Here is a 26,452-nt window from a genome sequence, read left to right as displayed (position 1 = left end):
CGGCGATGAACGATGACGCGATTTTCCTGACATACCGCGTCGACTGCATCGCCGGCAAGCCGCCTCCCACGGTCCGGTGTTTGATACACGACAGCGCTATGCCGAGATGGGGCTAGGCCTCCCACAGAAATAGCGCTTTTTCAGTGAGTATGGATTGTTTGATCGGAGGTGGGTTTTGATGGGCACCTCACGCCACGTCGTTCCTGCGCCTGGCCGCGCTGCGGCGGCCGCCTGTCACTCGCTCGGCAAACGCGGCGGCGGTCAGGGGTCGGGCGAACAGCCAGCCCTGACCGTAGATCACCCCCTCGCTGTTGAGCAATGCAGCCTGGGATTCGAACTCGATGCCCTCGGCGATCACCTTGAGCTGCAGGGCATGGGCCATGCGGATGATGTGCGGCGCGACGCCGCTGCTGGCAGCATCGTGGCCCAGCGCATCAATGAACGCCTTGTCGATTTTCAGGCAATCCACCGGCAAGGTCTGCAAGTAGGCCAGGCTGCAATACCCGGTACCAAAGTCATCGATCAGCACCTGATGACCGCGATCACGCAGCGTCTGCAAATGATTGCGCGCCACCACCGCATCGATCAGCCCCCGCTCCGTCACCTCGAACGCTATCTGCCGTGCAGACACCTTGTGCAGCGCCAGTAACCGGGCAGTGATGCGCCCGATGCGCGCTGACATGACGTCGCAGGCCGCCAGATTGACCGAGATGTACAGGTGCGGATTGGCGCGCAGCAAAGGCCCCAGTTGCTCCAGTGTTTGTTGCAGCACGAAGTCGGTGATCTGGCGTATCTGGCCGGTGTTTTCAGCCAGCGGAATGAACAGATCAGGGCTGGTCACCGTGCCGTCCGGCCGATGCCAGCGCACCAGCGCCTCGGCCCCTACGCATAGCCTCGTATCGAGGTTGAAGATCGGTTGATACAGAACTTTCAATTCGCCACGACGCAGCGCACGGTTCAGCTCGGCCCCCAGCGATTTGCGCTGACGCAGCACTTGAAACACCAGCGCCCCGACGCACAGCGATATCAGCAGGCTGGCGGGCACCAGCAGCCACCAGGCGCCGGTCATGTCGTCGCGCAGACCGGTACGCGGCGTGATCAGCACCAGTTGATACTCCGGACTCTGGGTGGCCATGCGGTAGACCAATTGCGTGGCCGTGGTGATCAGCGGCTCGCTGCCACCCGTTTCCCAACCCGGAACAGGCCACGCCTGTGCGGGGCCGAGCACCGGTATCGCGCGAGTTGCGTTATCCAGCACCACGAGCAGGCTGCCGCCTGGGGGAAGATCGACCACGTCAGTCAGGTGACCACGGGATGTGGACACCCGAAAGCCCCCACGGCCCATCACCAGCGCCGCCAGGTTATCGTCCGGCTGGGCCGAGGTGTTCAGCCAGTAGTCGTACGTAGGCCCACGAATGTCGGGCGTGCGGGTTTCAGCCAGCAGTGTTTTTCGCGGCCAGCTGGAGCAGGCGCGGGCGTCACCGACATAAGCGGCTTCGTAGATGAAGCGGTGGCTGGAAATGACCTCTCGCAGACGCCCCAGCATCTCCGGGCTGCAACGTCGCAACGGTTGATGCTCGAGCTGGTCCAGCCCCGACTGCAACTGGCCAAACAGCTGCTCGAGCCTGACCAGAAAGCGCTCGCCCTGAGCGTTCATCTGCTGACTCTCGGTCTGCCGCGCCTGCTGCAAGGCCAGCATCAGACTGCCAGTCAGCAACACGGCCGCGCTCAGCAAGGCTGCGAGCAATGCCAGCAACCAAGGGCGGGAAAGGGTCGTTCGAAGACGCGTTGACGCAATCAGCATCGGTGGATACTCAGAGAGAGTACCCATCAGTTATAGCAACAAGCGCGGAGTTGGCCCTTCGAAAGAACGGGCCGGATCTGCGCTCAGTTCGTGCGGTTGAGGACCTGCAGGATGGCAGCGCTCTGCGCATCTGGCTCGCCGTCGAAACGCTCTGGCCGGAAATGCATCTGGAAAGCGGCCATAACCTCTCGTGTGGCGGTATCCAGCTCACCCGTCTGAGGTGTTGTGTAACCCAGGCGTGCCAGTTGCTGCTGGAACCAGCCGATCGTTGGCAGGTTGTTCATCATCAGCGCCTGACGCTGCGCCACCAGCCGTTCGTCGGGCCAGACGCCAAGGCCGTCTGCGGCCAGGCGCTTCCAGGGAAACAACGGCCCCGGATCCATCTTGCGCGTCGGTGCGATGTCGCTGTGTCCGATTATGTGTTTCGGCTCGATCCTGTTGCGTTTGACGATGTCCTTGAGCAGTACCTTGATCGACTGATACTGCGCCTCGGTGTACGGATACCACAGACGGCCTGTCGGCGTTTCAGTGTAGCCGGGATTGACGATCTCGATGCCGATGGAGCTGGAGTTCAGCCAGGTGCGGCCATCCCATTCGCTTTCACCCGCGTGCCAGGCGCGGGCGCTTTCATCGACCAGCTTGTAGATGGTTGCAGAGGCGTCATCACCGATCAGGTAATGGCTGCTGACCTCGCCGTGGGTCAGCAATTGCAGGGACCGCTCGAGTGAGGCGGAGGTGTAATGCATGACAACGTATTGAATACGTCCGTCAAAGTTTGCCGAGGGATGACTGGTGTCCAGTCTTGGGCCGCTGGAGCAGGCGGTCAGGGCAATCAGGAGAAAAGCAGCGAGGTACAACTTCATGAGATCAGACTACGTGCGCGATTAATGCAACATCATAACAAACCGTGCACCAATAGCTCATGCGCTACGACAGCTGTTTGTCCGGAACAGCGCATCAGCCCTGTTCGACCTTGTTCCGGCCACTTTCCTTGGCCCGGTACAGCGCCTGATCGGCGCGCTTGAGGGCCACTTCACTGCGCTCGCCAGAGCGAAACGCGGTCACGCCCATGGAAACCGTGATGGTCACGCGCTCGCCCTTGAAATGGAACGGGCAGAGCTCGACGGTTTCCCTCAATTCGTCCAGCAAATGCAGGCCCGTCGTGACAGGCGTGGCCGGCATCAGCACCACAAATTCTTCGCCCCCGAAACGTGCCAGGAAATCACCCGGCCGCAGACGTTTTTTCAAAACACTGGCGACGATCTTCAACACCTTGTCACCCGCCAGATGCCCATAGCCATCGTTGATCCGCTTGAAATGGTCCAGATCCAGGATGCCGACCAGCAGACTGTTCTTGTGCTGCTGCCAGAGAATCATTTCCTGCTCGAGCCGCTCCGCCCAGGCCGCGCGGTTCGCAAGCCCCGTAAGCGGATCGATCAGGGCTTTCTGACGCTGCTCTTCAAGGTTGGTGCGAAAGCCCAGTGCCTCCTGCTCCATGGTCGCCACGCGGGCAGCGAGACTTTGCAGGCGGGATGCGACTTCCTGCTCACGCGTATCACGCTTGCGCTGGTAGTCGTCCATGGTGCTGAGCAGGCCTTCCAGGCGATTGTCCAGCACCAGTTTGAGGCTGGGCAGATCGGAGGCGTCCTGAACGCTGCTCTGCAGGCCACCCACCTGTTCGCGCAATTGCTCGTTGAGGTCGCGAACCGAAGATTCGCCCTGCGCATGGTCCTCGCTGGCTGCCTGCAGATGGCTCTGGAACGACTCGAGCCGCTCATTAAGTTGCTTTAGGTAGATACCGAATTCCTGCTGCCCGCCGTTGTTGATCGCCAGCATCAGCACGGCGAGATCATCCAGGATTGGCAACAGTTCGTACCAATTTAACCCGTGCCTGAGCCGCAGTTGCATGGCCTCGACCTGAGGCCGGTAATGCTCGGACAGCGTCAGGTCGGCAAGCAGTCCCAACAAGGTTTCTTCGATGTGTGCGGCCACCGAGCTGTAACTCGGTTCGGGCGCAGAGGGCAGGGCATAGCCATCGTCTTCGGCCTCCTCATCAACATCGCTGTCAGCGTCCTCTTCAGGCACCTCATGCTCGCTGACTGGCACCGGTATCTGTTGGAAATGCACGCTCGGCGTCGGCGTCAGCATGCCCTCGATATCGCTGTCGAGCATGGGCTCGGCCACAGGCACGACGACCATCGGGGCAGGTGGTGTGACATCAATCGGTGGAAGGACCGGCTCGGCAGCCTGAATGATTGCAGGCTCTTCAACATCAAGCGCCTGCGCTGGCGGCTCGGAAGGTATGGCAGCGACAGGCTCAGGCGTGGCAGCGACTGCCGGCGCATCGTGTGGAGCGACAGCGACTACTTGCGCAGGCTCGACCGAACGCTCAACGGGTGCTCCGGGCTCCGGATCCTCGTGTGCATACTGTTCTGCGTGAGGGGCGTCGCGCTCATGATCGGAAGAAGACGGCGTTTCGGCAGGTATGACTGCATCGGGATGAGGTTGAGCCTCGCCATGCTCATCCCGCGAGCCGAACAGACGCTCCAGCAACCCGGGTCGATGGCCTTCTTCAGGTTTTTCCAGCTGGGTCAGCGCCTTGCCTTGCAAGCCACTCAGTTCACTGAGCAGCAATGGCAGCTCGCGTGCCTGCGAGGCCCGCTCCTCAAGGTCTTTGGCAAACCGCTTGAGCGGCTTGCGCACGTCACGCGGCAGCGGCAGGGCTTGCAGTTGCGTCACCAGTGCGGTCAGGGCGGTGCTGATCTGACCGACCCGGACTTCGCGCCGGTGCTCGGAATCCAGCACAGCCTTTTCAAGACGTGGAATCAAGGCCGCAAGACCGGCATCCATGTCGTCCTTGCGCACGATTTCGCGCATTTCCTTCATGCATTCGTCGACAGCGCGATCAGAGCCTTCTGCCGCCAGACTGCTTCGTACCAGACCTCGCCGCAACAGGTCGAGCCGCGCATCCCAGCGCTTTTCAAGCTTGTCCTGTTGTTCGATTCCCTTGAGGTACTTCTCTCTCCAACGCTCCGCGTCGTCGCTCATGCAAGGCTTCCACCAGAGGGCACAGGCAGCGAGTCCCCACACAGTGAAGCAGGCAGGCGAATCTCGACAGCAACCGGCAGGTGATCGGAAATGGGTTGAGCCAGCACCTGTACGCGCTCGAGTGTCAGGGTCGGGCTGAGCAAAATATGATCAAGGCAGCGTTGTGGCCGCCAGCTGGGGAACGTCGCTTCGATCTGTGGAGCCAGCAGGCCCAGATCCCGCAGCGGCGAATGCTCCAGCAAGTCATTGGCATGGGTGTTCATGTCGCCCATCAGCACCTGATGACGATAGCCGCCAATCAGTTCGCGGATGTAGGCCAACTGTCGCGTTCGGGTTCGCGTGCCGAGGGCCAGGTGCATCATGACCACCACCAGCGCATCGTCGCCCTCACCGAAACGCACCAGAATCGCACCACGTCCGGCGGGGCCGGGCAGCGGGTGGTCTTCGATCTTGGCGGGACGCAGACGGCTCAGCACGCCATTGCTGTGCTGAGCGAAGCGGCCAAGGTTGCGATTGAGTTGCTGATACCAGTACGGAAAGGCACCCAGCTGGGCAAGGTGCTCGACCTGGTTGACGAAGCCGGAGCGCATGCTGCCGCCGTCGACTTCCTGCAAGGCAACCAGATCGAAATCATGAAGCAGATCACCGATCTTCTTCAGGTTGCCTGCCCGCCCGACGTGCGGCAGCAGGTGCTGCCAGCTGCGCGTCAGGTAGTGCCGGTACCGCTCGGTGCTGATACCGACCTGGATATTGAAACTGAGCAATCGCAGCCTGCCGTCTTCGGGCAGACCACTTTTGCTCAGATGATGTTCGTTGACCCGCGGATCATGCAGGCCAACGACTCGCTTTGTGCCCTCGCCCCAGCGGCCCATGACCGGCGCTTACTTCGCCGCCTGGTTGGCCGCCCGCTCTTTGGCGATCAACTGGTCGGCCACCTGCAGGGTGGCTTCCGGACCACCGGCAGAACCGAGGTCAAAGCGGTACTTGCCGTTCACGATCATGGTTGGAACGCCGGTTACTTCGTACTGTTTGGCCAGTTCCTTGTATTTGGCGATCTTGCCCTTCACAGCAAACGAGTTGAAAGTTTCAAGAAACTTGTCCTTGTCGATGCCTTGAGTCGCAACGAAGTCAGCCATGTCCTTGGGATCTGTCAGACGCTTGCCGCCCTTCTGGATCGCATCGAATACAGCCGCGTGAACCTTGTGCTCGACGCCCATGGTATCGAGCGTGATAAACAGTTGGCCGTGGGCATCCCATGGGCCACCGAACATGGCAGGAATACGGACGAAGTTTACGTCGGACGGCAGTTTTTCAACCCATGGATTGATGGTCGGCTCGAACGCGTAGCAATGCGGGCAGCCATACCAGAACAGCTCCACGACTTCGATCTTGCCTGGTACTGCGACAGGCACAGCGCTGCTCAGCTCGACGTATTGCGGCTTGCCTGCCTGAGCAGGCTCGGCAGCTTGAGCGGACATACCGAACAGACTGGCGGCAACCAGTGCGGCGCTGATGATCAGATTACGCATGCTTTACTCCTGAGCAGATTGAATCGCCTTCAAGCGACGGTGTTTTCGACCGAACGCGAAAGCCTGAGTTCGTTAGTGTAACGCTGGCGACCACAAAAAAGGTCAGGCGTAGTGGCCCTTTTTGCAGACGACGTGAATCAAATCACCCCCCACAAGCACGGCCGCTCAGTGCAAGCCCTGAATATAGTGCGCCAGCGCCTCGATGTCCCGGGTGCTCAGTTTGGCAGCAATGGCACGCATGACCTGGGTATCGCCATCATTGGTCCGGTCACCCTCACGAAATGCTGTCAGCTGCTTCTTGATGTAATCGGCATGCTGGCCGCCAAGATGAGGAAAACCTGCCTGGATATTGCCGCTGCCATCCGGCGAGTGACAGCCGGTGCAGGCGGGCAGGCCCTGATCCAGCCTTCCGCCCCGAAACAAGGCCTCACCTTGCGCCACCAGATCCGGGGACGCAGCGCCGACACTGCCTTTCTGACGAGCGTAGTAAGCGGAGATGTCCGCAAGGTCCTGATCGGTGAGAGTGTTCAGCATGCCGGTCATTTCCACGACCACACGCTTGCCGTCCTTGATCTCGCGCAGTTGCTTGAGCAAGTAGCGCTCACCCTGGCCCGCCAGTTTGGGGAAGTTGGGCGCCAGGCTGTTGCCATCCGGACCGTGGCAGGCGCCGCATACCGCGATTTTTGCCTGTCCGGCGGACGCGTCGCCCACCGGGTCGGCAGCCCTGGAAGCGGCGCAGATGCCCAGCGCCAGCAGCAGACTCACGAATAGTTTGTTCATCAGGTCATCCGATCAGCCAAGGGGGTGAAAAGTCGGGTAGCCCGTGACTTGCGTATCCAGAAGGATAGTCGGCAAATCCTGGCCACTGCTGTCCTTGCACGTTCCACACAGCGCAGCGGCATCGCCTTTGACCCTGTGACAACTGCCCTGAAGCCCGATGACTCAGCAAAAACCTTTCAGGTTGAAAGCGGACTGCGTTCTAATGCGCATATTGATTTCGCTTAACTGTGCACGCTCCCACCGGGAGACGAAAGCACACACAAAATTTGCGGCATTATATACTCGCGCTACCCAAACGGAAACGACACCCCTTGCCGCTTGCCTTGCAGGCAGGGCCTTCACCGGAAATCACATGCAACTCAAGAACCCCATCCTCGGTCTGTGCCAACAGGCCACCTTCATGCTCAGCGCCGCCAAGGTCGACCAATGTCCCGACGACGAGGGTTTTGAAGTCGCGTTCGCCGGTCGTTCCAACGCGGGCAAGTCCAGCGCACTGAACACCCTGACCCACGCCAGCCTGGCGCGCACCTCCAAGACGCCGGGCCGTACCCAGTTGCTGAACTTCTTTGGCCTGGACGAGGATCGCCGCCTGGTCGACCTGCCGGGTTACGGCTACGCCAAAGTGCCTATTCCGCTCAAGCAACACTGGCAGCGCCACCTGGAAGCCTATCTGGGCAGCCGCGAAAGCCTGAAGGGTCTGATCCTGATGATGGACATCCGTCATCCAATGACCGACTTCGACCTGCTGATGCTGGACTGGGCAGTGGCAAGCAACATGCCGATGCATATTCTGCTGACCAAGGCCGACAAACTGACCTACGGCGCAGCGAAGAACACGCTGCTCAAGGTTCAGTCGGAAATCCGCAAGGGCTGGGGCGAAGCCGTCACCATTCAGCTGTTCTCGGCGCCCAAACGCATGGGCCTGGAAGAAGCCTACACCGTGCTGGCCGACTGGATGGAGCTGGAAGACAAGGCACCCGCCGAATAAAAACAGCGGGCAAAAAAAACCCCGGACTTCGAATGGGGAGGGGGAAGTTCCGGGGTTCAAGGTCCAGACCTTAGGGTGGGGTCCGGATATCTGCCAACACTTAACACAACATAGGAGCGCGATCAGTTTTTCAACCAATCGCGACGTCTGACTCCTGCCTGGATGGTTAAGTTCCAGCAATGAAGAAAAGTTCACATTTCCTACAGCATTTGGCGAACTTGGTGACAAGTTCGCCATTATGCCGTCAGTGCGCCTCGTCCCAGTTGTTGCCCACACCGACTTCCACCAGCAGCGGAACCGCCAGTTCAGCCGCGCCGCTCATGTGCGGACGGATCTGCTCGCTGATCTGATCGACCAGATCCTCGCGCACTTCCAGCACCAGTTCGTCGTGCACCTGAAGAATAACCCGCGCGTCCAGACCGGACTCATCCAGCCAGCCGTTCACGGCCACCATCGCCTTCTTGATGATGTCGGCAGCGGTGCCTTGCATAGGCGCGTTGATCGCCATGCGTTCCGCGCCCTTGCGCAGCGACGGGTTCTTGGCATTGATGTCCGGCAGGTACAGGCGACGCCCGAAGATGGTCTCTACGAAACCCTGTTCAGCCGCCTGGGCCCGCGTGCGCTCCATGTAATCGAGCACGCCGGGGTAGCGGGCGAAGTAGCGATCCACATAAGCCTGCGACTGCTTGCGGTCCACGCCGATCTGCTTGGCCAGACCAAAGGCGCTCATGCCGTAGATCAGACCGAAGTTGATCGCCTTGGCACTGCGGCGCATGTCGTTGGTGACGTTTTCCAGCTCGACGCCAAAGACTTCCGCGGCCGTCGCGCGGTGCACATCCAGATCGTTGCGGAAGGCGTGCAACAAGCCCTCGTCCTGGGCCAGATGCGCCATGATCCGCAGTTCGATCTGCGAATAGTCGGCCGCCAGCAGCTTGTAGCCTTTCGGTGCGACGAACGCCTGGCGGATACGACGGCCTTCAGCGGTGCGAATAGGAATGTTCTGCAGGTTTGGATCACTGGACGACAGACGTCCGGTCACCGCCACGGCCTGATGGTAGGAGGTGTGGATCCGGCCGGTACGCGGGTTGATCTGTTCAGGCAGGCGGTCGGTGTAGGTGCTCTTGAGCTTGCTCATGGAGCGGTACTGCATCAGCACCTTGGGCAGCGGGAAATCCTGCTCGGCCAGCTCCGCCAGAACGGCTTCAGCCGTGGAAGGCTGGCCAGTCGCAGTCTTGCTCAGGATCGGCATGCCGAGCTTTTCGTAGAGGATCACGCCCAGTTGCTTGGGCGAGCCCAGGTTGAACTCTTCACCGGCGATGGCAAAGGCTTCGCGCTCCAGCGCGGTCATCTTGTCGCCCAGTTCCACGCTTTGAATACCCAGCAGGTTGGCGTCGACAAACGCGCCTTGACGCTCGATACGCGCCAGCACAGGCACCAATGGCATCTCGATGTCGTTCAGCACCGGTTGCAGGGTCGGAATGGCTGCCAGTCGGGCTTCGAAGACTTCGTGCAGGCGCAGGGTCAGATCAGCTTCCTCTGCGGCATAGGGATAAGCCTGCTCCAGGGCAATCTGATCAAAGGTCAGCTGCTTGGCGCCTTTACCGGCAATGTCCTGGAAATTGATCGGCGTGTGCGTCAGGTACTTGGCCACCAGACTGTCGCGGTCGTGACGAGTGGCCGTGGAGTCCAGCACATAGGATTCCAGGATCGTGTCGAATTTGACGCCCCGCAGATCAATGCCCTGGCTCTGATCGCCACCCAGCGCACAGTTGGCGAGCAGGTTGATGGCGAACTTGGCGTGCTGGCCAACCTTGATCTTGTCCGGGTCCTCAAGCAACGGCTTGAGGGCCTTGAGCACGGTGTCGCGATCCAGTTGCTGCGGCACGCCCATGTAGGAGTGGGTCAGCGGAATGTAGGCCGCTTCGTGGGTCTGAATGGCAAACGACAGGCCGACCAGCTGTGCACGCTGCGCGTCGGTGCCGTTGCTCTGGGTAACGATAGCGAACAGCGGCGCAGCCTGAAGCTTCTTCAGCCAGGCGTCGAATTGCGCCTGCTCGAGGATCACCTCATACGCGGCCTCCTTGGAGACCACAGGCGCTTCTTCGACCGCCAGTTCCTGTCCGGCACGCTTGGCGTCGCGTTGCAGGTCTTCGATCCAGCTCTTGAATTCAAGCTCGGCGTACAACTCCATCAGCGCATCGCGATCAGGTTCGCCGCAGTGCAGCTGGTCCAGTTCGATGTCCAGCGGTACATCGATCTTGATGGTCGCCAGCTCATAGGACAGGAGCGCCATCTCTCGATGTTCTTCAAGCTTGGCAGCCAGCGTCTTGGCGCCACGGATCGGCAGGCCTGCCACTGCTTCAAGATTGCCGTACAGTTCTTTCAGACCACCGCCGACGCCGACCAGCAGACCAACAGCCGTTTTTTCGCCCACGCCGGGAACGCCGGGAATGTTGTCGACCTTGTCGCCCATCAGCGCGAGGAAATCGATGATGTGCTCAGGACCGACACCGAATTTCTCTTTCACGCCAGCGATGTCCAGCACGCTGCCGGTCATGGTGTTGACCAGCGTAATGTGACCATCGACCAGTTGCGCCATGTCCTTGTCGCCGGTGGAGATGATCACCGGACGATCGGCTGCCGCGCTGCTGCGCGCCAAGGTGCCGATCACGTCGTCGGCCTCTACGCCTTCGACGCACAACAGCGGATAGCCCAAACCTTTGACACAGGCATGCAACAGATCGACCTGCACGCGCAGGTCGTCCGGCATGCTGGGACGATTGGCTTTGTATTCGGCGTACAGCGTGTCGCGAAAAGTGCCGCCTTTGGCATCGAACACTACCGCAAACGGGCTTTCCGGGTATTGCCGACGCAGGCTCTTGAGCATATTCAGCACGCCTTTGACGGCGCCGGTCGGCAACCCTTTGGACGTGGCCAGTGGAGGCAGTGCGTGAAAGGCACGGTAGAGATAAGAAGAACCGTCCACCAGGACGAGGGGTGCTTGGCTCATGAGCAGAATCAACCTTTTCGGCGGGTCCGGCGCTAGAATGCGAGGACCATTGACAACAAAGGGGCAAGGTTATCATGCGCAAGGCAAATCGACTGTTGTTGACCGGCTTGTTGGTAATCTGTCCTTTGGTTGCAATCGGCGCTGAAGATTCGCCCTCGGCGGCACCGGACGTCACGATCCGCACCGACGGTGACAAGACCATTCAGGAATACCGCCAGAACGGCTTCCTGTACGCGGTGAAGATCACGCCCAAGCATGGCAAACCCTATTTTCTGGTGCGCGCCGATGGTACAAGCCCCAATTTCATTCGTTCGGACCAACCGGACATGCTGATCCCGCAGTGGGAAATATTCAGCTGGTAACACCCTACATTCACTTATTGCTGGCAGTCCTGATATGTCCGTTTTTACCCCACTGGCTCGGCCCGAGCTGGAAACATTCCTCGCCCCCTATGGGCTCGGCCGTCTGCACGACTTTCAAGGCATTGCCGCCGGTAGCGAAAACACCAACTACTTCATCAGCATGGAGCAGGGCGAGTTCGTTCTGACGCTGGTCGAACGCGGTCCGGTGCAGGAGATGCCGTTCTTCATCGAGCTGCTGGACGTGCTGCACGACGCCGATCTGCCGGTGCCCTACGCCTTGCGCACCACCGACGGCCAGGCGCTGCGCGAGCTGGCGGGCAAACCGGCGCTCTTGCAACCGCGCCTGCCGGGCAAACACATCAGCCAGCCGAATACGCAGCACTGCGCACAGATCGGTGAGCTGCTGGCCAACCTGCATCTGGCGACACGTGAACACGTGCTGGAACGCAAGACCGATCGCGGTCTGGACTGGATGCTGAGCGAAGGTCGCAATTTCCTGTCGCACTTGGGTGATGCGCAGAACGCATTGCTGGACACGTCGCTACAGGAAATCGAAGACCTCAAGCCACAGATTCTGGCGCTGCCTCGGGCCAACCTGCACGCCGACATGTTCCGCGACAACGTGTTGTTCGAAGGCACGCACCTGACCGGGCTGATCGATTTCTACAATGCCTGTTCGGGGCCGATGCTGTATGACCTGGCCATTGCGCTGAACGACTGGTGCTCACGCGAGGACGGCCAGATCGACCCGGTCCGAGCACGTGCCATGCTGGGTGCCTACGCCACCCTGCGGCCGTTCAATGCGGCTGAAGCCAAACTCTGGTCAACCATGCTGCGCGTTGGCTGCGTGCGTTTCTGGCTGTCACGCTTGATTGCGGCAGAGACCTTTGCCGGGCAGGACGTACTGATTCACGACCCCGCAGAATTCGAACAACGCCTGGCACAGCGTCAGGAAACGCACATACCGCTGCCGTTTGCGCTGTAGGCGACATGATTGATCCCATGCTCTGCGCTCACGTTATGCACAAGCCTGTCTCTACACTGATCGTGCCCACGCTCTGCGCTCATCGTTATACACAAGTCTNTCGACACTGATCGTGCCCATGCTCCGCGTGGGTATGCCTCCCGTGACGCTCCGCGTCACAAATGGCACAGACTGAGGATTCAGTGAGCCAGGCGCATGACGTGGGTAACGCTGGAGCTTGGGCGCGCATCTGCGCCACATTCGAGAGCGGACGCGGAGCGTCCTGAGCGGCATTCCCACGCGGAGCGTAGGAACGATCAGCGTGATCTCAAGCACGCCGATCATGCCCACGCCTGTGCTCAGCGTTATACCCGAGTCTTGCTGCGACCACGGACTACTGTGGGAGGCGGCTTGCCGGCGATGCTTTTTCTGAAGCGACCTATCAGCGACTGAACGGACGCAATCGCCGGCAAGCCGCCTCCCACGGGGTATGCATTCAGTCAGATACTTACGTTTTGACCCCCGTTTTGCGCGTCTTGCGGACTTGTGTATAACGACGAGCGCTCTGCGTGGGTATGCCGCCCGCGACGCTCTGCGCCACATTCGAGAGCGGACGCGGAGCGTCCTGGGAGGCGTTACCACGCAGAGCGTGGGAACGATCAATGAGCGCGGAGCGTGGGCACGACTCACCGGGTTCAAATCCCCGACAGACACCCACTCAGATCATCCGCCAGTTTCTGCACGACCTGCTCGTAACCCTGAGCGGTCGCTGGCGTGTAGCCGCCCAGCGCGTCCAGCTCGGCCAGTTTCACCGGCAGGCCTGCGCTCAGGGTTTGCGCCAGACGTGGTCGCAACGGGGGTTCGCTGAACACGCAGGTCTTGCCGGCCTCTTTCAAACGCTCACGCATCGCAGCCACGTGCTGGGCGCCGGGCTGGATTTCGGCAGCGATGGCGAATACACCGGTGTGCTTGAGGCCATACGCCTCTTCGAAGTAATCAAACGCTTCGTGGAACACGAAAAACGGCTTGCCCGTGACCGCGCTCATCTGAGTCTTGATGCGGCTGTCCAGCGTATCCAGCCGCTTGGCAAATGCCTCGGCATTGCGTGTGTAACGCGCTGCGTTGGCCGGGTCCGCGGCGCCAAGGTCCGACGCCATCTTCGCAGCGATCACCCGCGCGTTGACAGTCGAAAGCCACAGGTGCGAGTCCAGACTGCCGGGCATGTGATCGTGGTCGTGCTCATCCGCACCATGCGCGTGGTCGTCGTGATCATGATCATCGTGCGAGGCATTGTCCGCGCCGAAGTGGCGCAGGTGCATGCCGGGCAACTTCTCTACCGCGACCGAAGGCTGGCTGCGCCCTTGAAGCACTCGCGGCAGGAAGGTTTCCATGCCGGGGCCGATCCAGTAGAGCAACTGCACGTCCCTGACGCGCCGTACGTCGGATGGCCGCAGCGCATAGTTATGCGGCGATGCACCCGGTGGAAGCAACACCTCAGGCGTACCGACACCATCCTGCACAGCCGCGGCAATCAGTTGCAGCGGCTTGATGCTGGTCAGAACCCTGACCTCGGCCTGGGCGGAAGGGACGGCCAGCAGACTGGCCCACAAAATGACGCAAAGGTTAAGAAAACGGCGCACGTAAAACACTCATATCGGGCGGGAACAGGTAACATAATAACGTCTCTGGCAAATATCGTCGCTGCTCATGCCCAATACTCCCCTGGCTAGTCGCCCCCATGATCACTCCCATTGCGTGCATTCGGCACTCGCCGAAGCCGATGCGCTGTGCGCCAGACAAGGTCTGCGACTGACCGCGTTGCGCCGCCGCGTGCTGGAACTGGTCTGGCAAAGTCACAAGCCGCTGGGTGCCTACGACATCCTTGCGGTCCTGAGCGAAGAAGATGGCCGTCGCGCTGCGCCGCCAACGGTCTACCGCGCCCTGGATTTCCTGCTGGAAAACGGCCTGGTCCATCGCATCGCATCCCTTAACGCCTTCACCGGCTGCAACCACCCGACCCACGCGCATCAGGGCCAGTTCCTGATCTGCCGCGAGTGTCATGCGGCTATCGAGTTGCAGCACCCGGCCATCAGCAATGCCGTGGTCAGTGCTGCGGTCGAGGTCGGTTTCGAGGTCGAAGGTCAGACCGTCGAAATCGTCGGCATCTGCGCTGGTTGCAAGGCTGCCTGATGAGTGACGCGCTGATTCGCCTGGAACAGGTGGCCGTCACGCTGTCCGGGCAAAACGTGCTGGATAACATTCAGCTGAGCGTCAAACCCGGCGAGATCGTGACCCTGATCGGCCCCAACGGCGCAGGCAAGACCACGTTGGTGCGCGCCGTGCTGGGCTTGCTAAAGCCCGATTCGGGCACTGTGTGGCGCAAGCCGAAGCTGCGCATCGGTTACATGCCGCAAAAGCTGCATGTCGATCAGACCCTGCCGCTGTCCGTATTGCGCTTCCTGCGGCTGGTACCCGGCGTGGACCGTGCGGCTGCGATGACCGCGCTGGAAGAAGTCGGCGCCGAAAAAGTCATCGACAGCCCGCTTCAGGGGATTTCCGGCGGCGAGATGCAGCGTGTTCTGCTGGCGCGTGCTCTGTTGCGCGAACCGGAACTGCTGGTGCTCGACGAGCCGGTGCAAGGCGTCGATGTGGCTGGGCAGGCTGAGCTGTACAGCCTGATCACTCGTTTGCGCGACCGCCACCGATGCGGCGTCCTGATGGTGTCCCACGATCTGCATCTGGTGATGAGCACGACCGATCAGGTGGTGTGCCTGAACCGCCACGTCTGCTGCTCCGGTCACCCCGAGCAGGTCAGCCATGACCCGGCGTTCGTCGAGCTGTTCGGCAAGAACGCGCAGAGTCTGGCGATCTATCACCACCATCACGACCACGCCCATGATCTGCATGGCGAAGTCGTGAGCGATGCCTCGAACGCTACGCCGCATTCCCACACTCATGTTCACGGAGACAGCTGCAAGCATGGCTGATTTTCTACTGTATGCCTTGCTCGCAGGCGTTGCTCTGGCCGTGGTTGCTGGCCCGCTGGGGTCATTCGTGGTCTGGCGGCGCATGGCGTATTTTGGCGACACCCTTTCTCATGCAGCCTTGCTGGGCGTGGCCCTGGGCTTTCTGCTGGATGTCAGCCCGACCATCGCGGTGACCTGCGGTTGCCTGTTGCTGGCGGTGTTGCTGGTCACGCTGCAACAGCGCCAGCCACTGGCGTCGGACACCCTGCTGGGCATACTCGCGCCCAGTACTCTGTCGCTCGGGCTGGTAGTGCTCAGCTTCATGCACGAAGTGCGCATCGACCTGATGGCGTATCTGTTCGGCGACCTGCTGGCGATCAGCCCGACCGATCTGGCCTGGATTCTGGGTGGCAGCGCCCTGGTGCTGGTGATGATCGTGGCGCTATGGCGGCCTTTGCTGGCCGTGACCGTGCATGAGGAACTGGCGAAGGTCGAGGGCCTTCCCGTGGCAGCACTACGTATGGCGCTGATGCTGTTGATCGCCGTAGTGATCGCCGTGGCGATGAAAATCGTCGGTGTGCTGCTGATTACATCGCTGCTGATCATTCCGGCAGCTGCGGCACAACGTCACGCTCGTTCGCCGGAGCAGATGGCACTCGGCGCGAGCGTGCTGGGCGTGACGGCCGTGTGTATTGGGCTATCGTTATCGTGGTTCAAGGACACCCCGGCCGGACCGTCTATAGTGGTATCCGCTGCGGCGTTGTTCTTGCTCAGCTTTGTTCTCCCCAAGCGAGCGGTGTAGACTTGCTCGTTTTTTGCGCAAACTAGAGAATCGCAGGAATGAAGCCGCTCGCCCCACGCCATCTGCTGCTGATCGCCTTTTCCATCCTGTTGGGTGCCTGTCAGAGTGCGCCCACTGCCGAGACGCCTGTGGCCGAGGCTCAGCCGAGCGGGTTCGCACAGCTCGATCAGAGCATCACCAGCAATGAGCTGGCGACGGCCGAAGATCAGCTCGCTGCCTTGCAGGCAGCGGCACCCACCGATATTCGTCTTGAAGCCTTCCAGCGCCGGCTGGCCGAGGCCTACCTGAGCCGCAGCCAGATCGGCCTGCAGAAAGGCGACATGAATGCCGCCGCCAACGCCCTGAGCCGTGCCCGTGCACTGATGCCCAAGGCACCGGCGCTCACCAGCGGCGTGAACGGCGCTATCGCGCATGCCCGCAAGGCTGAGCTGGAAAAGGCAGAGGCTGAATTGCGCGAAGCCGAAGCGCGCCGCGTGGCGAAACTGATTGATCCATCGGCCATGAGCACCACCATCGACCTGAAGATCGGCGACATGCCGAAACTGCGTCGGCAACTGGATGACATTGCGGCAGATACCGTGGCGTTCAACTGTGACGTGCTGCTGGTCGTGCCGCGCACCGACGATTACCCGTGGTTGGCGACGCTGTTGACCAAGCGCGTGGTGAAGATCAATCCGGATTTCGAACTGGACATGAGCCGCCAGATCAATCGCAAGGAACAGGCCTACATCGTACTGACGCCTGCAAGGTCCTGATCGAGCTTCCCTCCCGGAATCTGATCGTGCCCATGACGCTCTGCGTCACATTCAAGAGCGGACGCGGAGCTTCCCGAGAGGCATTCCCACGCAGAGCGTGGGAATGATCATCGATCGTCGAGGCCTGCCTCGACGGGCTAGATCCTCAAGCCGGAACAGCCTTGGCTTTCGGCTCACGCGCCCAGACACGGTGCTGCGCAATGGCGTCGAAGAACGCTTCGAACGAAGCGCTATCCGATACGCACAGCAGGCCGGCGTCTTCATCAAGATGCAGCAGCTTCAGCAACTCTTTGGCTTCTCCGGACAGCGAGATGGCCTTGAGGTGCTTGTAGGCTTCCAGGATGAAGTGCAATGCCACACCGTCGGTGCTCAAGGCTTTCACCGAGTCGGCACCACCCGGTACGAACACCGCATCGAACGCTACCGATGGCAGGCCTTCGGCTGAAGCATCGACCGGCAGGCTCTTGCCATCGGCTGTCTTGACCGGAGCAGAGGTCGGGCCGAGTACCTTGGCATGGGCGCCTTTGGCTTCCAGTGCGGCCTTCATTGCATCGACTGCTTTCCCATCAACACCGTTGGCAACCAGAATCGCCACCTTGCGCGAAGCGATATCGCCAGACAGCAGATTGTCCTGGCTCAGCGCTGGAGACGGTTTCACGGAGGCCTTGCTCGCTGGAACCGTACGCGCGGTTGGCGCTGGCAAACCGAGGTTCGCTGCAACACGGCCAGCCAGTTCCAGGTCGATGTTGGCCAGAATCTCGTTGACCTGACGCGCACGGATGTACTCGCGCTCGACCTTGCCCAATTCGAAGCTGTAGGCCGCGATGATGTGCTCTTTCTCGTGGTGGCTCATGCTGTTGAAGAACAGTGTGGCCTGGGAGAAGTGATCGCCGAACGACTCGCTGCGCTCACGCACCTTGTGCGCTTCCACGCGTTCAGGATAGGTCTCGAAACCGCCATCGACAGCTGCCGCTGGAGTCTCTTTCGGCCAGCCGCCATCGATCGAGTTCGGCTCGTAGGAAGCGCGGCCCTTGTCGATGGTGGTGCGATGCTGCGCGTCACGCTGACCGTTATGGTTAGGCGACACAGGGCGGTTGATCGGGATCTCGTGGAAGTTCGGCCCGCCCAGACGACTGATCTGCGTGTCGGTGTAGGAGAACAGACGCCCCTGCAGCAGCGGGTCATTGGAGAAGTCGATGCCTGGCACCACGTGGCCCGGACAGAACGCAACCTGCTCGGTCTCGGCAAAGTAGTTGTCCGGGTTACGGTTGAGCACCATCTTGCCCAGCGGCGTGACCGGCACCAGCTCCTCGGGAATGATCTTGGTCGGGTCCAGCAGGTCGAAGTCGAACTTATGCTCGTCTTCTTCGGACACGATCTGTACGCCCAGTTCCCACTCGGGATAGTCGCCCATCTCGATGGATTCCCACAGGTCGCGGCGGTGGAAGTCGGTGTCTTTACCGGCCAGCTTCTGGGCTTCATCCCAGACCAGCGAGCAGACGCCGTACTTCGGCTTCCAGTGGAATTTCACGAAGCTGGATTTGCCTTCGGTGTTGATCATGCGGAAGGTGTGAATACCGAAGCCCTGCATGGTGCGCAGGCTTTTCGGAATGGCACGGTCAGACATGGTCCAGAGCACCATGTGAGCGGATTCCGGCACCAGCGAAACGAAGTCCCAGAACGTGTCGTGAGCCGACCCGCCGGTAGGGATTTCGTTATGCGGCTCGGGCTTCACGGCATGCACGAAGTCCGGGAACTTGATGGCATCCTGAATGAAGAAGATCGGCATGTTGTTGCCAACCAGGTCGAAGTTGCCTTCTTCGGTGTAGAACTTGACCGCAAAGCCGCGCACGTCACGCACGGTATCGCCCGAGCCACGTGGACCCTGTACGGTCGAAAAACGCACGAACACCGGGGTCTTGTGGCCCGGATCACGCAGGAAACCCGCCTTGCTCAGCGCGCCATGGTTTTCATACGTCTGGAAATAGCCATGCGCAGCAGTACCGCGGGCGTGGACGATACGCTCCGGGATGCGCTCATGGTCAAAGTGCGTGATCTTTTCACGCATGATGAAATCTTCGAGCAGCGATGGACCACGGCTGCCTACTTTGAGGGTGTTCTGGTTGTCGGCAATCTTCACACCCTGGTTGGTGCGCAGCGCCTGTTGAGTGGCGTCGGAACGGAACTGCTCGAGGCTGTCGAGCTTGGCGTTGGTGTTGCCACGATCCAGTGTGTCGGTGCCGGCCAATTCGCTCTTGGACGTTTCGGTCACCGGTGTTTTCTCGTTAGCCATCAGAAAAACTCCTCATGTTCGACCCAATCATGGAGTTGGGTTCGCTGATTACGACTCCCTGGGCGTTCGCCGGAAATCACGGTATCCAAGAAGTGACCGGGTTGAAAAACAGCCGTTCCGTTTATTTTTTGATCATTGGCACCAGTGGTCACGTTATGTCCGTCCGGCAGGTCATCCTGCAAATAAATGCTAAGCACAGCGGGCCGGACAGGCTAAAATGCGCGCCCGGCTCAATCCGGCCGAGGTAACGAAACAAGCAGGCACCGCCCGCTGCGCTGATTTTTTAACGCGCCCCCACAAGGTTCGCTCCGTGATCGAGTTTCATAACGTCCACAAAACCTATCGGGTGGCAGGCAAGGAAATTCCGGCCCTGCACCCCACCAGCCTGCGCGTCGAAGACGGCCAGGTGTTCGGCCTGATCGGTCATTCCGGTGCAGGCAAAAGCACGCTGCTGCGCCTGATCAACCGCCTGGAAACGCCCAGCGGCGGACAGATCGTGGTTGACGGTGAAGACGTCACTGCGCTGGACGCCAATGGCCTGCGTCGTTTTCGTCAGCAGGTCGGGATGATCTTCCAGCACTTCAACCTGCTGGCCTCCAAGACCGTGGCCGACAACGTCGCCATGCCGCTGACCCTGGCAGGCGACATGCCGCGCAGCCAGATAGACCAGCGCGTCGCCGAGTTGCTGGAGCGGGTTGGACTGTCCGATCACGCGAAAAAATACCCGGCGCAATTGTCAGGCGGCCAGAAGCAGCGCGTCGGCATTGCCCGCGCCCTGGCCACCAAACCGAAGATTCTGCTGTGCGACGAAGCCACCAGCGCACTGGACCCGCAGACCACTGCGTCGGTCCTGCAACTGCTGGCCGAGCTCAATCGTGAGCTGAAGCTGACCATCGTGCTGATTACCCACGAGATGGACGTGATTCGTCGCGTCTGCGATCAGGTCGCCGTCATGGACGCCGGCGTGATCGTCGAGCAGGGCAAGGTGGCCGATGTGTTTCTGCATCCGCAGCACCCGACCACCAAGCGCTTCGTGCAGGAAGACGAACAGATCGATGAGAATGAGCAACGCGACGACTTCGCCCACGTTCAGGGCCGTATCGTGCGCCTGACCTTTCAGGGCGAGGCGACCTACGCACCGCTGCTGGGCACCGTTGCGCGGGAAACCGGTGTCGATTACAGCATCCTGGCCGGTCGCATCGACCGCATCAAGGACACACCTTACGGGCAACTGACGCTGGCCATTACCGGCGGCGACATGGACGCTGCATTCGCGCGCTTCACCGCAGCTGATGTTCACATGGAGGTGCTGCGCTGATGGACGCCTTTCTGAACCTGTTCTCCAACGTCGACTGGTATGAAATCTGGGTCGCCACCGGCGATACGCTGATCATGCTCAGTGTGTCGCTGGGCTTCACCATCCTGCTCGGCCTGCCGCTGGGCGTGCTGATGTTCCTGACCTCGCCACGCCAACTGCTGGAACACAAACAGCTGTACGCCACGGTCGGGCTGATCGTGAACATGCTGCGTGCCTTGCCGTTCATTATTCTGCTGATCGTCATGATGCCGCTGACCGAGATCATCACCGGCACGTCGCTGGGCATTCTGGGTACGCTGCCGCCGCTGATTGCCGGCGCCACGCCGTTCTTTGCACGTCTGGTGGAAACCGCCCTGCGTGAAGTCGACCGCGGCATCATCGAAGCCACACAGGCCATGGGTGCCACCACCCGGCAGATCATTCTCAAGGCGCTGCTGCCCGAGGCGCGGCCTGGCATCTTCGCAGCGATTACCGTCACCGCCATTGCGCTGGTGTCCTTCACCGCCATGGCAGGTGCTGTCGGTGCAGGCGGGCTGGGCGATCTGGCCATTCGTTATGGATACCAACGTTTTCAGAACGATGTGATGTTCGTGACGGTCGTATTGTTGCTGGTGCTGGTGCAGATTCTGCAAACCGTCGGCGACAGACTGGTCGCGCACTTCACACACCGTTGATCGAATCAGTTGGCATCGGCCTGCCACAGGCGGGCCTCAAAGGAGTTGTTGCATGAAAAAGCTATTGGCCGTATTTGCCGCCGTAACCGCACTGTCCGCACAGGCCAACGAAACCCTGACGGTCGCAGCCTCGGCCGTGCCCCACGCCGAGATCCTGGAGTTCGTCAAACCGACCCTGGCCAAAGAAGGCGTGGACCTGAATATCAAGGTCTTCAACGACTACATCCAGCCGAACGTGCAGGTGTCGCAGAAGCGCATGGACGCCAACTTCTTCCAGCACCAGCCGTATCTGGATGAGTTCAACAAGGGCAAGGGCACCGATCTGGTCGCCGTGACCAAGGTTCACGTCGAGCCGTTCGGTGCCTACTCGGACAAATTCAAGAAGCTGGATGAGCTGCCAAACGGTGCCAACGTCGCGCTGCCCAACGATGCCACCAACGAAGGTCGTGCGCTGTTGCTGCTGGCCAAGGCCGGTCTGATCACCCTGAAGGACCCGACCAGCATTCTGTCCAAGCCGTCGGATGTGGTGAACAACCCGAAAGACCTGAAATTCCGCGAACTGGAAGCCGCCACGCTGCCACGCGTGCTGACCCAGGTCGATCTGGCGCTGATCAACACCAACTATGCGCTGAGCGCCAAGCTTGATCCGACCAAGGACGCGCTGATCATCGAAGGTGCCGAGTCGCCTTACGCCAACATTCTGGTTGCCCGCCCGGACAACAAGGACTCGGACGCGATGAAGAAACTGGCCGCTGCGCTGACCAGCCCGGAAGTCAAAACCTTCCTGGCCGAGAAGTACAAAGGCGCCGTAGTTCCGGCGTTCTGAATCCCTGACCGCCACCTGCCTGATCGTGCCAACGCTCCGCGTTGGCATGCAGCCTGTGACACTCTGCGTCACACTCCAGAGCGGACGCGGAGCGTCCTGAGCGGCGTTACCACGCAGAGCGTGGGAACAATCTGTCGATCTGTACGCTTCCAGCTCCGCCTCAATCCCTTTCCAGCAACACCGGTAACTGCGCCACCAGCTTCTGCGCGTTCAGTGGCGAGCGGATGAAGCCGCGTTGTCTGCCGTCCGGACCGATCAGGGCCAGGTTGCCGCTGTGATCGACGGTGTAACCCGGCTTGCTGGTGTCTGCTGGAATGAACGGAATACTCAGTGCGCTGGCCAGTTTCTGGATGTCTGCAACAGGCGCAGTCAGGCCGATGTAGCGCGGGTCGAAGTAGCCCAGATACTGCTTGAGCTGCTGCGGCGTGTCGCGGTTGGGGTCGACGCTGACCAGCACCACGCGCATGTTGTCCACGGCTTCCTGAGGCAGCTTCGTTCTGATGTCACGTAGCTGCGCCAGCGTGGTGGGGCAGATGTCCGGGCAGTAGGTGTAGCCGAAGAACACGAGCGTCCATTTACCCTTCAGTTCGTCCACGGCCACCGGCGCGCCGTTCTGATCATTCATGCTCAACGAAGGCAGGCTGCGGCTTTGCGGCAGCAGGATGACGCCTGCGTCGATCAATGCCGTCTGGTCGCCCGGACCTTTGCCGGACAGCACGCGGTTGATGGTCAGGCCCATGATCAGGGCAACGACAGCGACAAGGATGAAGACGGTTTTCTGGGTTCGGGTCATGGCATCAACAGTAGGTAATGATCGGCGAGCAGCGCGATGAACAGCAGGAACAGGTACCACACAGAGTACTTGAACGTGTCGATCGCGGCGTGCGGTCGAGTGCCACGGTACAGCACCCAGCTCCATCGCAGGAAGCGCAACCCCAGCGCCAGCGCGCAAAGCAGATAAAGCAGGCTGCTCATGTGAATCACGTACGGCAGCAGACTGACCGCCAGCAGGATGCAGGTGTACAGCACGATATGCAGCTTGGTGTAGTGCTCGCCGTGGGTCACCGGCAGCATCGGGATCTCGACGCGGGCGTACTCGGCCTTGCGATGGATGGCCAGCGCCCAGAAGTGCGGCGGCGTCCAGGCAAAGATGATCAGCACCAACAGCAAGGGCTCGGCGCTGACCTGCCCGGTCACCGCCACCCAGCCCAGCAATGGCGGCGCAGCCCCGGCCAGCCCGCCGATGACGATGTTCTGCGGCGTGGCACGCTTGAGAAAGCCGGTGTAGATCACCGCGTAACCCAGCAGCGATGCCAGTGTCAGCCAGGCGGTGAGGGCGTTGATGAAGATGAACAGCAACGCCTGACCCGACAGCGCCAGCAACAGCGCAAAGCTCAGCGCCGCGACAGGCGGGACGCGTCCCTGAGCAATCGGCCGATGATGAGTGCGCGCCATCTGCGCATCGATACGCCGGTCCACCACATGATTCACCACCGCCGCACCCGCCGCGCACAGACCGATGCCCAGATTACCGACGATCAGCGTCATCCATGGCACCGCCGTGTCAGTCGCCAGAAACATACCGATCATGGACGTGATCAGCATCAGCAGGACCACCTTGGGCTTGGTCAACTCAAGGTAGTCATGCCACAGGCTGTACAGCGAACGCTGTCGGGTCAGTGAAGTCATTTCAGGGCATCTCTCGAGCGCAGTCCGGTACCGGCGATCTTTACCAGCGCATCGTGTTCGATGCGCGGCAATGACCACGGCACAGCGACGCGATAGTTGATCAACGTCATGCACAGCATCAGAACCGCGCCGCCCGCACTGTGTGCCACCGCAAGGACCAACGGCAGGTGCAATAGCACGTTGCCCAGCCCGAACAGAAGTTGCACCCCGAGCGCCGACACCAGCAGCACCGCCAGCCTGTTGAGACCGACACGCCTGAGCTGCCAGGCCAGCGCAAGCAGGGTCAGCGAGACAAGCACCGCGCCCATCCGGTGCGTGAGGTGGATGGCCGTACGCGCCTCACTGTCGAGATGGCCGCCCTGATAATTCGGGCCGATTTGCTGGGTCAGATGAAACGCATTGCTGAAGTCTGCCTCCGGCCACCAGCGCCCCTGACACGTGGGCAGATCCGTGCAGGCCATCGCCGCGTAATTGGCGCTCACCCAGCCGCCCAGCGCGATCTGCAGGACCACAAAGATCAGCCCGAGCCGTGCCAGCACCCTGAGGCGAGCAGGCACCCGCGACAGAGCAGGGCAGACGCCGCTCAGTCGCAGGCTCAGCAGAAACAACAGGCTCAAGGTTGCGACGCCACCCAGTAGATGAATCGCGACCACGGGCGGCCAGAGCTGCAGCGTAACGGTCCACATGCCGAACGCTGCCTGCGCGGCCACGATGCCCAGCAGTCCCGCCGCCAGCTTGAACGGATGCCCCGCCAGATGCCGGTGCCTCCAGGCCTGCGCCGCCAGCAGCAGGATGAGCAGCGTCAGGCCGCCCGCGAAATACCGATGGGTCATCTCGCTCCAGCCTTTGTCCGCCTCCACTGGCGTATCCGGAAAATTCAGCTGCGCATGCTCAAGCTGCCGCTCGGTGCCGGGCACGCCGATGAAGCCGTAGCAGCCCGGCCAGTCGGGACAGCCCAGCCCCGCGTGGGTCAGGCGCGTGTAGGCACCAAGCATCACGACCACCAGCGCAAGGACGGTAGCCATTAACGCAAGACGAAATCCGGGGCGGGTCATGACCATCTCCCTTCAGCCGATGTTCGAGAGTTTCAGCAGGCGGCGCAGGTCTTCGAGCAGGTCCTTGCCGTTGACGTTTGCGTCGTAGCGCAGCACCAGATTGCCGTGCGGATCGATGATCCACAGGTAAGGCGTCTGCAGGTCGGGCGCGAGCGTGCGGTAGCGCGACAGGTCCAGCGGATAACGCAGCAGGCGAGGGTATTCCCGGTTCAGCTTCGCGGCGTATTCGGCGTCCAGCGGCTGAGCCCCGGCCAGCGCATGACTGGCACGAGCCGCGTCCCGCCCCAGGCCGATCTGCACCTGCCGCGCCAGATACACCAGCTGCTGACACGTCGCCTCGCAGCGACCGGGCGCGCTGACCAGCAGTTGCCAGCGTCGCTCCCCGGCCGAAATACCCAGATCCATACGGCTCTGGCCATTGCCGATCAGGAAACCGTGATAACTGCGACTCTCGGGCACCCAGAACCCGAAGACATACATGCAGGTGGCCAGAACCATGGGTGCAAAGGCGATCAGCACCACCAACAGCAATTGCAGACGTCCTTTGCGCCGACGCCTTGCATCAGGCATGTCGATGGGGTTCATGGCGGCTCCCATGCCTGTCCTCCTGCGCGGTTCGGCCTAGCACCCGGCCTCGGTACAGATAAAGGCACATCAGCGCGGTGGACAGCGCAAACCACTGCACGGCATAGCCCACATGCTTTTCAGGGCTGATCGCAACCACCGGCCAGTCGACCCGGTAAGCCACAGGGCCAGGCTCCAGCCTCAGTTCATGGGAATAACCTTCACGGCCCAGCTGGCTCCACAGCTGATCGGCAAAGACCGCGTTTACCAGCCTTGGCCAGGAGCCTTGTGGCGCATCAGGTTCAAGCTGAAAGGGCGCACGGGCGGGCACATAGACCCACGCGTCCAGCGCCTGCACGTGATTGGGCGTACTAATGACCGGCCTCGTGCGTCGATCCTTCCAGGGCAGCCAGCCGCGATTGACCAGTAGCCAGAGCCCGCTGGCGTGATCCATGAAGGGCTGGAGCAGCTCGACGCCCGCACGGCCGTCGCGAATGCTGTTGTCCAGCAACACGCTATGGGCTGAATCGAAGTGGCCACGAATGTGCACACGACGCCAGGCGGGGTCCTCGGCGTACAACAACTCGCCGATGCTGACAGGGACGGCGGCGCGGCGCTCGTTGTACTGGCTGAGCATGGAACGCTTCTGTTCGCCCCGTTCCAGTTGCCAGAACCCCAGAGAAATCAGAACCGGTAGCAGGAGCAACACGATCAGCGTCGGCCACAGTCCCGGTGCGAAGCGCTTCATCACAGCCTCCGGTCCGGCATGACGGCCGGACCTATACTCCACTGCATCATCGCGATTGCTCCTGGAGTCCTCTCATGCTCAAAGCAGCGATTGTTCTAATGCTGGCTGCCACGGTGGCCAGCCTGTTCAGCGGCCTGTTCTTTCTGGTCAGGGACGACGATCACTCGACCCGCCTGCTCAAGGTTCTGGCCTTGCGCGTCATCCTCGCCGGGCTGACCCTGATTCTCATCACCTGGGGGTTCTACAGCGGGCAACTGCCGTCACCCTGACGATGATC

26 protein-coding genes are annotated in these 26,452 nt (G+C 61.0%); 12 read left to right on the top strand and 14 right to left on the bottom strand.

Annotated features, from left to right (window positions below):
- Positions 1-187 precede the first annotated feature (187 nt).
- From AO065_RS10190 to AO065_RS10165, 6 genes are all read right to left on the bottom strand, one after another.
- Positions 188-1,804 (bottom strand): EAL domain-containing protein, encoded by a 1,617-nt coding sequence (locus AO065_RS10190; protein WP_032652430.1) that lies wholly within the window; start codon positions 1,802-1,804, stop codon positions 188-190.
- Positions 1,805-1,887: 83 nt separating this feature from the next.
- On the bottom strand, positions 1,888-2,667 hold the full coding sequence (locus tag AO065_RS10185) for an N-acetylmuramoyl-L-alanine amidase (RefSeq protein ID WP_004887646.1): 780 nt from the start codon (positions 2,665-2,667) through the stop codon (positions 1,888-1,890).
- Between the two features lie 94 nt (positions 2,668-2,761).
- Positions 2,762-4,852 carry a GGDEF domain-containing protein gene (locus tag AO065_RS10180; protein WP_004887644.1) on the bottom strand — a complete coding sequence of 697 codons (2,091 nt, stop codon included), beginning with the start codon at positions 4,850-4,852 and terminating at the stop codon, positions 2,762-2,764.
- Complete coding sequence (locus tag AO065_RS10175) at positions 4,849-5,724, bottom strand: endonuclease/exonuclease/phosphatase family protein (RefSeq protein ID WP_004887642.1); 876 nt, start codon at positions 5,722-5,724, stop codon at positions 4,849-4,851. Before AO065_RS10175 ends, AO065_RS10180 begins: the two co-directional genes overlap by 4 nt.
- Before the next feature lie 9 nt (positions 5,725-5,733).
- Positions 5,734-6,381, bottom strand: a complete 648-nt coding sequence (locus AO065_RS10170) for a thiol:disulfide interchange protein DsbA/DsbL (RefSeq protein WP_004887640.1) — start codon at positions 6,379-6,381, stop codon at positions 5,734-5,736.
- Between the two features lie 165 nt (positions 6,382-6,546).
- Positions 6,547-7,161, bottom strand: a complete 615-nt coding sequence (locus tag AO065_RS10165; protein WP_004887639.1) for a c-type cytochrome — start codon at positions 7,159-7,161, stop codon at positions 6,547-6,549.
- 352 nt (positions 7,162-7,513) lie between these two features.
- Between AO065_RS10165 and yihA the strand changes: the two genes are divergently transcribed.
- A complete protein-coding gene (yihA, locus tag AO065_RS10160; RefSeq protein ID WP_004887638.1) occupies positions 7,514-8,149 on the top strand; it encodes a ribosome biogenesis GTP-binding protein YihA/YsxC in 636 nt (211 codons plus the stop codon).
- A 244-nt stretch (positions 8,150-8,393) separates the two neighbouring features.
- Here the strand turns inward: yihA and polA are convergent, their stop codons facing one another.
- Positions 8,394-11,159, bottom strand: coding sequence for a DNA polymerase I (gene polA, locus AO065_RS10155; protein WP_004887636.1), 2,766 nt, complete (start codon positions 11,157-11,159; stop codon positions 8,394-8,396).
- A gap of 74 nt (positions 11,160-11,233) precedes the next feature.
- Here polA and AO065_RS10150 point away from each other — a divergent pair, with 74 nt between their 5' ends.
- Positions 11,234-11,521 (top strand): DUF2782 domain-containing protein, encoded by a 288-nt coding sequence (locus AO065_RS10150; protein ID WP_004887635.1) that lies wholly within the window; start codon positions 11,234-11,236, stop codon positions 11,519-11,521.
- A gap of 34 nt (positions 11,522-11,555) precedes the next feature.
- Positions 11,556-12,506 carry a homoserine kinase gene (locus AO065_RS10145; RefSeq protein WP_004887633.1) on the top strand — a complete coding sequence of 317 codons (951 nt, stop codon included), beginning with the start codon at positions 11,556-11,558 and terminating at the stop codon, positions 12,504-12,506.
- A 674-nt stretch (positions 12,507-13,180) separates the two neighbouring features.
- Here AO065_RS10145 and znuA read toward each other — a convergent pair.
- The gene (gene znuA / locus AO065_RS10140; protein WP_004882534.1) at positions 13,181-14,125 is read right to left on the bottom strand and encodes a zinc ABC transporter substrate-binding protein ZnuA; all 945 of its coding nucleotides are present in this window, start codon (positions 14,123-14,125) and stop codon (positions 13,181-13,183) included.
- A gap of 67 nt (positions 14,126-14,192) precedes the next feature.
- Here znuA and AO065_RS10135 point away from each other — a divergent pair, with 67 nt between their 5' ends.
- From AO065_RS10135 to AO065_RS10120, 4 genes are read left to right on the top strand one after another with little or no spacing between them, the layout of a single operon-like run.
- Positions 14,193-14,675 (top strand): Fur family transcriptional regulator, encoded by a 483-nt coding sequence (locus AO065_RS10135; protein ID WP_004882533.1) that lies wholly within the window; start codon positions 14,193-14,195, stop codon positions 14,673-14,675.
- Positions 14,675-15,472 (top strand): zinc ABC transporter ATP-binding protein ZnuC, encoded by a 798-nt coding sequence (gene znuC, locus AO065_RS10130; protein WP_004882532.1) that lies wholly within the window; start codon positions 14,675-14,677, stop codon positions 15,470-15,472. Before AO065_RS10135 ends, znuC begins: the two co-directional genes overlap by 1 nt.
- Positions 15,465-16,253: a zinc ABC transporter permease subunit ZnuB gene (znuB, locus tag AO065_RS10125; protein WP_004882531.1), complete on the top strand. Its 789-nt coding sequence runs from the start codon at positions 15,465-15,467 to the stop codon at positions 16,251-16,253. The genes znuC and znuB overlap by 8 nt, the downstream gene beginning before the upstream one ends.
- 38 nt (positions 16,254-16,291) lie before the next feature.
- Positions 16,292-17,008: a PA5502 family lipoprotein gene (locus AO065_RS10120; RefSeq protein ID WP_004882530.1), complete on the top strand. Its 717-nt coding sequence runs from the start codon at positions 16,292-16,294 to the stop codon at positions 17,006-17,008.
- Positions 17,009-17,153: 145 nt separating this feature from the next.
- On the opposite strand, the gene katE is transcribed toward AO065_RS10120, so the two are convergent.
- A complete protein-coding gene (gene katE / locus AO065_RS10115) occupies positions 17,154-19,301 on the bottom strand; it encodes a catalase HPII (RefSeq protein ID WP_004882529.1) in 2,148 nt (715 codons plus the stop codon).
- A 14-nt stretch (positions 19,302-19,315) separates the two neighbouring features.
- On the opposite strand from katE, the gene AO065_RS10110 reads away from it, so the two are divergent.
- From AO065_RS10110 to AO065_RS10095, 4 genes are all read left to right on the top strand, one after another.
- Positions 19,316-19,549 (top strand): hypothetical protein, encoded by a 234-nt coding sequence (locus tag AO065_RS10110; RefSeq protein WP_004882528.1) that lies wholly within the window; start codon positions 19,316-19,318, stop codon positions 19,547-19,549.
- Positions 19,550-19,611: 62 nt separating this feature from the next.
- Positions 19,612-20,619, top strand: coding sequence for a methionine ABC transporter ATP-binding protein (locus tag AO065_RS10105; protein ID WP_004882527.1), 1,008 nt, complete (start codon positions 19,612-19,614; stop codon positions 20,617-20,619).
- Positions 20,619-21,293 (top strand): methionine ABC transporter permease, encoded by a 675-nt coding sequence (locus AO065_RS10100; RefSeq protein ID WP_004882526.1) that lies wholly within the window; start codon positions 20,619-20,621, stop codon positions 21,291-21,293. The genes AO065_RS10105 and AO065_RS10100 overlap by 1 nt, the downstream gene beginning before the upstream one ends.
- Positions 21,294-21,345: 52 nt before the next feature.
- Positions 21,346-22,119, top strand: a complete 774-nt coding sequence (locus AO065_RS10095; protein WP_004882525.1) for a MetQ/NlpA family ABC transporter substrate-binding protein — start codon at positions 21,346-21,348, stop codon at positions 22,117-22,119.
- Positions 22,120-22,279: 160 nt separating this feature from the next.
- Here AO065_RS10095 and AO065_RS10090 read toward each other — a convergent pair whose 3' ends face one another.
- Genes AO065_RS10090 through AO065_RS10070 form a run of 5 tightly spaced genes read right to left on the bottom strand, consistent with a single transcriptional unit; the run spans position 22,280 to position 26,175 of the window.
- On the bottom strand, positions 22,280-22,912 hold the full coding sequence (locus AO065_RS10090; protein WP_004882524.1) for an SCO family protein: 633 nt from the start codon (positions 22,910-22,912) through the stop codon (positions 22,280-22,282).
- A complete protein-coding gene (cyoE, locus tag AO065_RS10085) occupies positions 22,909-23,808 on the bottom strand; it encodes a heme o synthase (RefSeq protein ID WP_004882523.1) in 900 nt (299 codons plus the stop codon). The genes AO065_RS10090 and cyoE overlap by 4 nt, the downstream gene beginning before the upstream one ends.
- On the bottom strand, positions 23,805-24,863 hold the full coding sequence (locus tag AO065_RS10080) for a COX15/CtaA family protein (protein ID WP_080597934.1): 1,059 nt from the start codon (positions 24,861-24,863) through the stop codon (positions 23,805-23,807). The genes cyoE and AO065_RS10080 overlap by 4 nt, the downstream gene beginning before the upstream one ends.
- Before the next feature lie 12 nt (positions 24,864-24,875).
- Positions 24,876-25,460, bottom strand: coding sequence for a hypothetical protein (locus AO065_RS10075; protein WP_032651086.1), 585 nt, complete (start codon positions 25,458-25,460; stop codon positions 24,876-24,878).
- The gene (locus AO065_RS10070; RefSeq protein WP_004882520.1) at positions 25,426-26,175 is read right to left on the bottom strand and encodes an SURF1 family protein; all 750 of its coding nucleotides are present in this window, start codon (positions 26,173-26,175) and stop codon (positions 25,426-25,428) included. The genes AO065_RS10075 and AO065_RS10070 overlap by 35 nt, the downstream gene beginning before the upstream one ends.
- 74 nt (positions 26,176-26,249) lie before the next feature.
- On the opposite strand from AO065_RS10070, the gene AO065_RS10065 reads away from it, so the two are divergent.
- Entirely contained in the window at positions 26,250-26,444 is a 195-nt protein-coding gene (locus tag AO065_RS10065; protein ID WP_004882519.1) for a twin transmembrane helix small protein, read from the top strand.
- Positions 26,445-26,452: the final 8 nt, after the last annotated feature.

Origin of the sequence: Pseudomonas viridiflava, assembly GCF_001642795.1 — a bacterium.
GTDB lineage: Bacteria > Pseudomonadota > Gammaproteobacteria > Pseudomonadales > Pseudomonadaceae > Aquipseudomonas > Aquipseudomonas viridiflava.
This window is presented reverse-complemented; position numbering and strand designations above follow the sequence as displayed.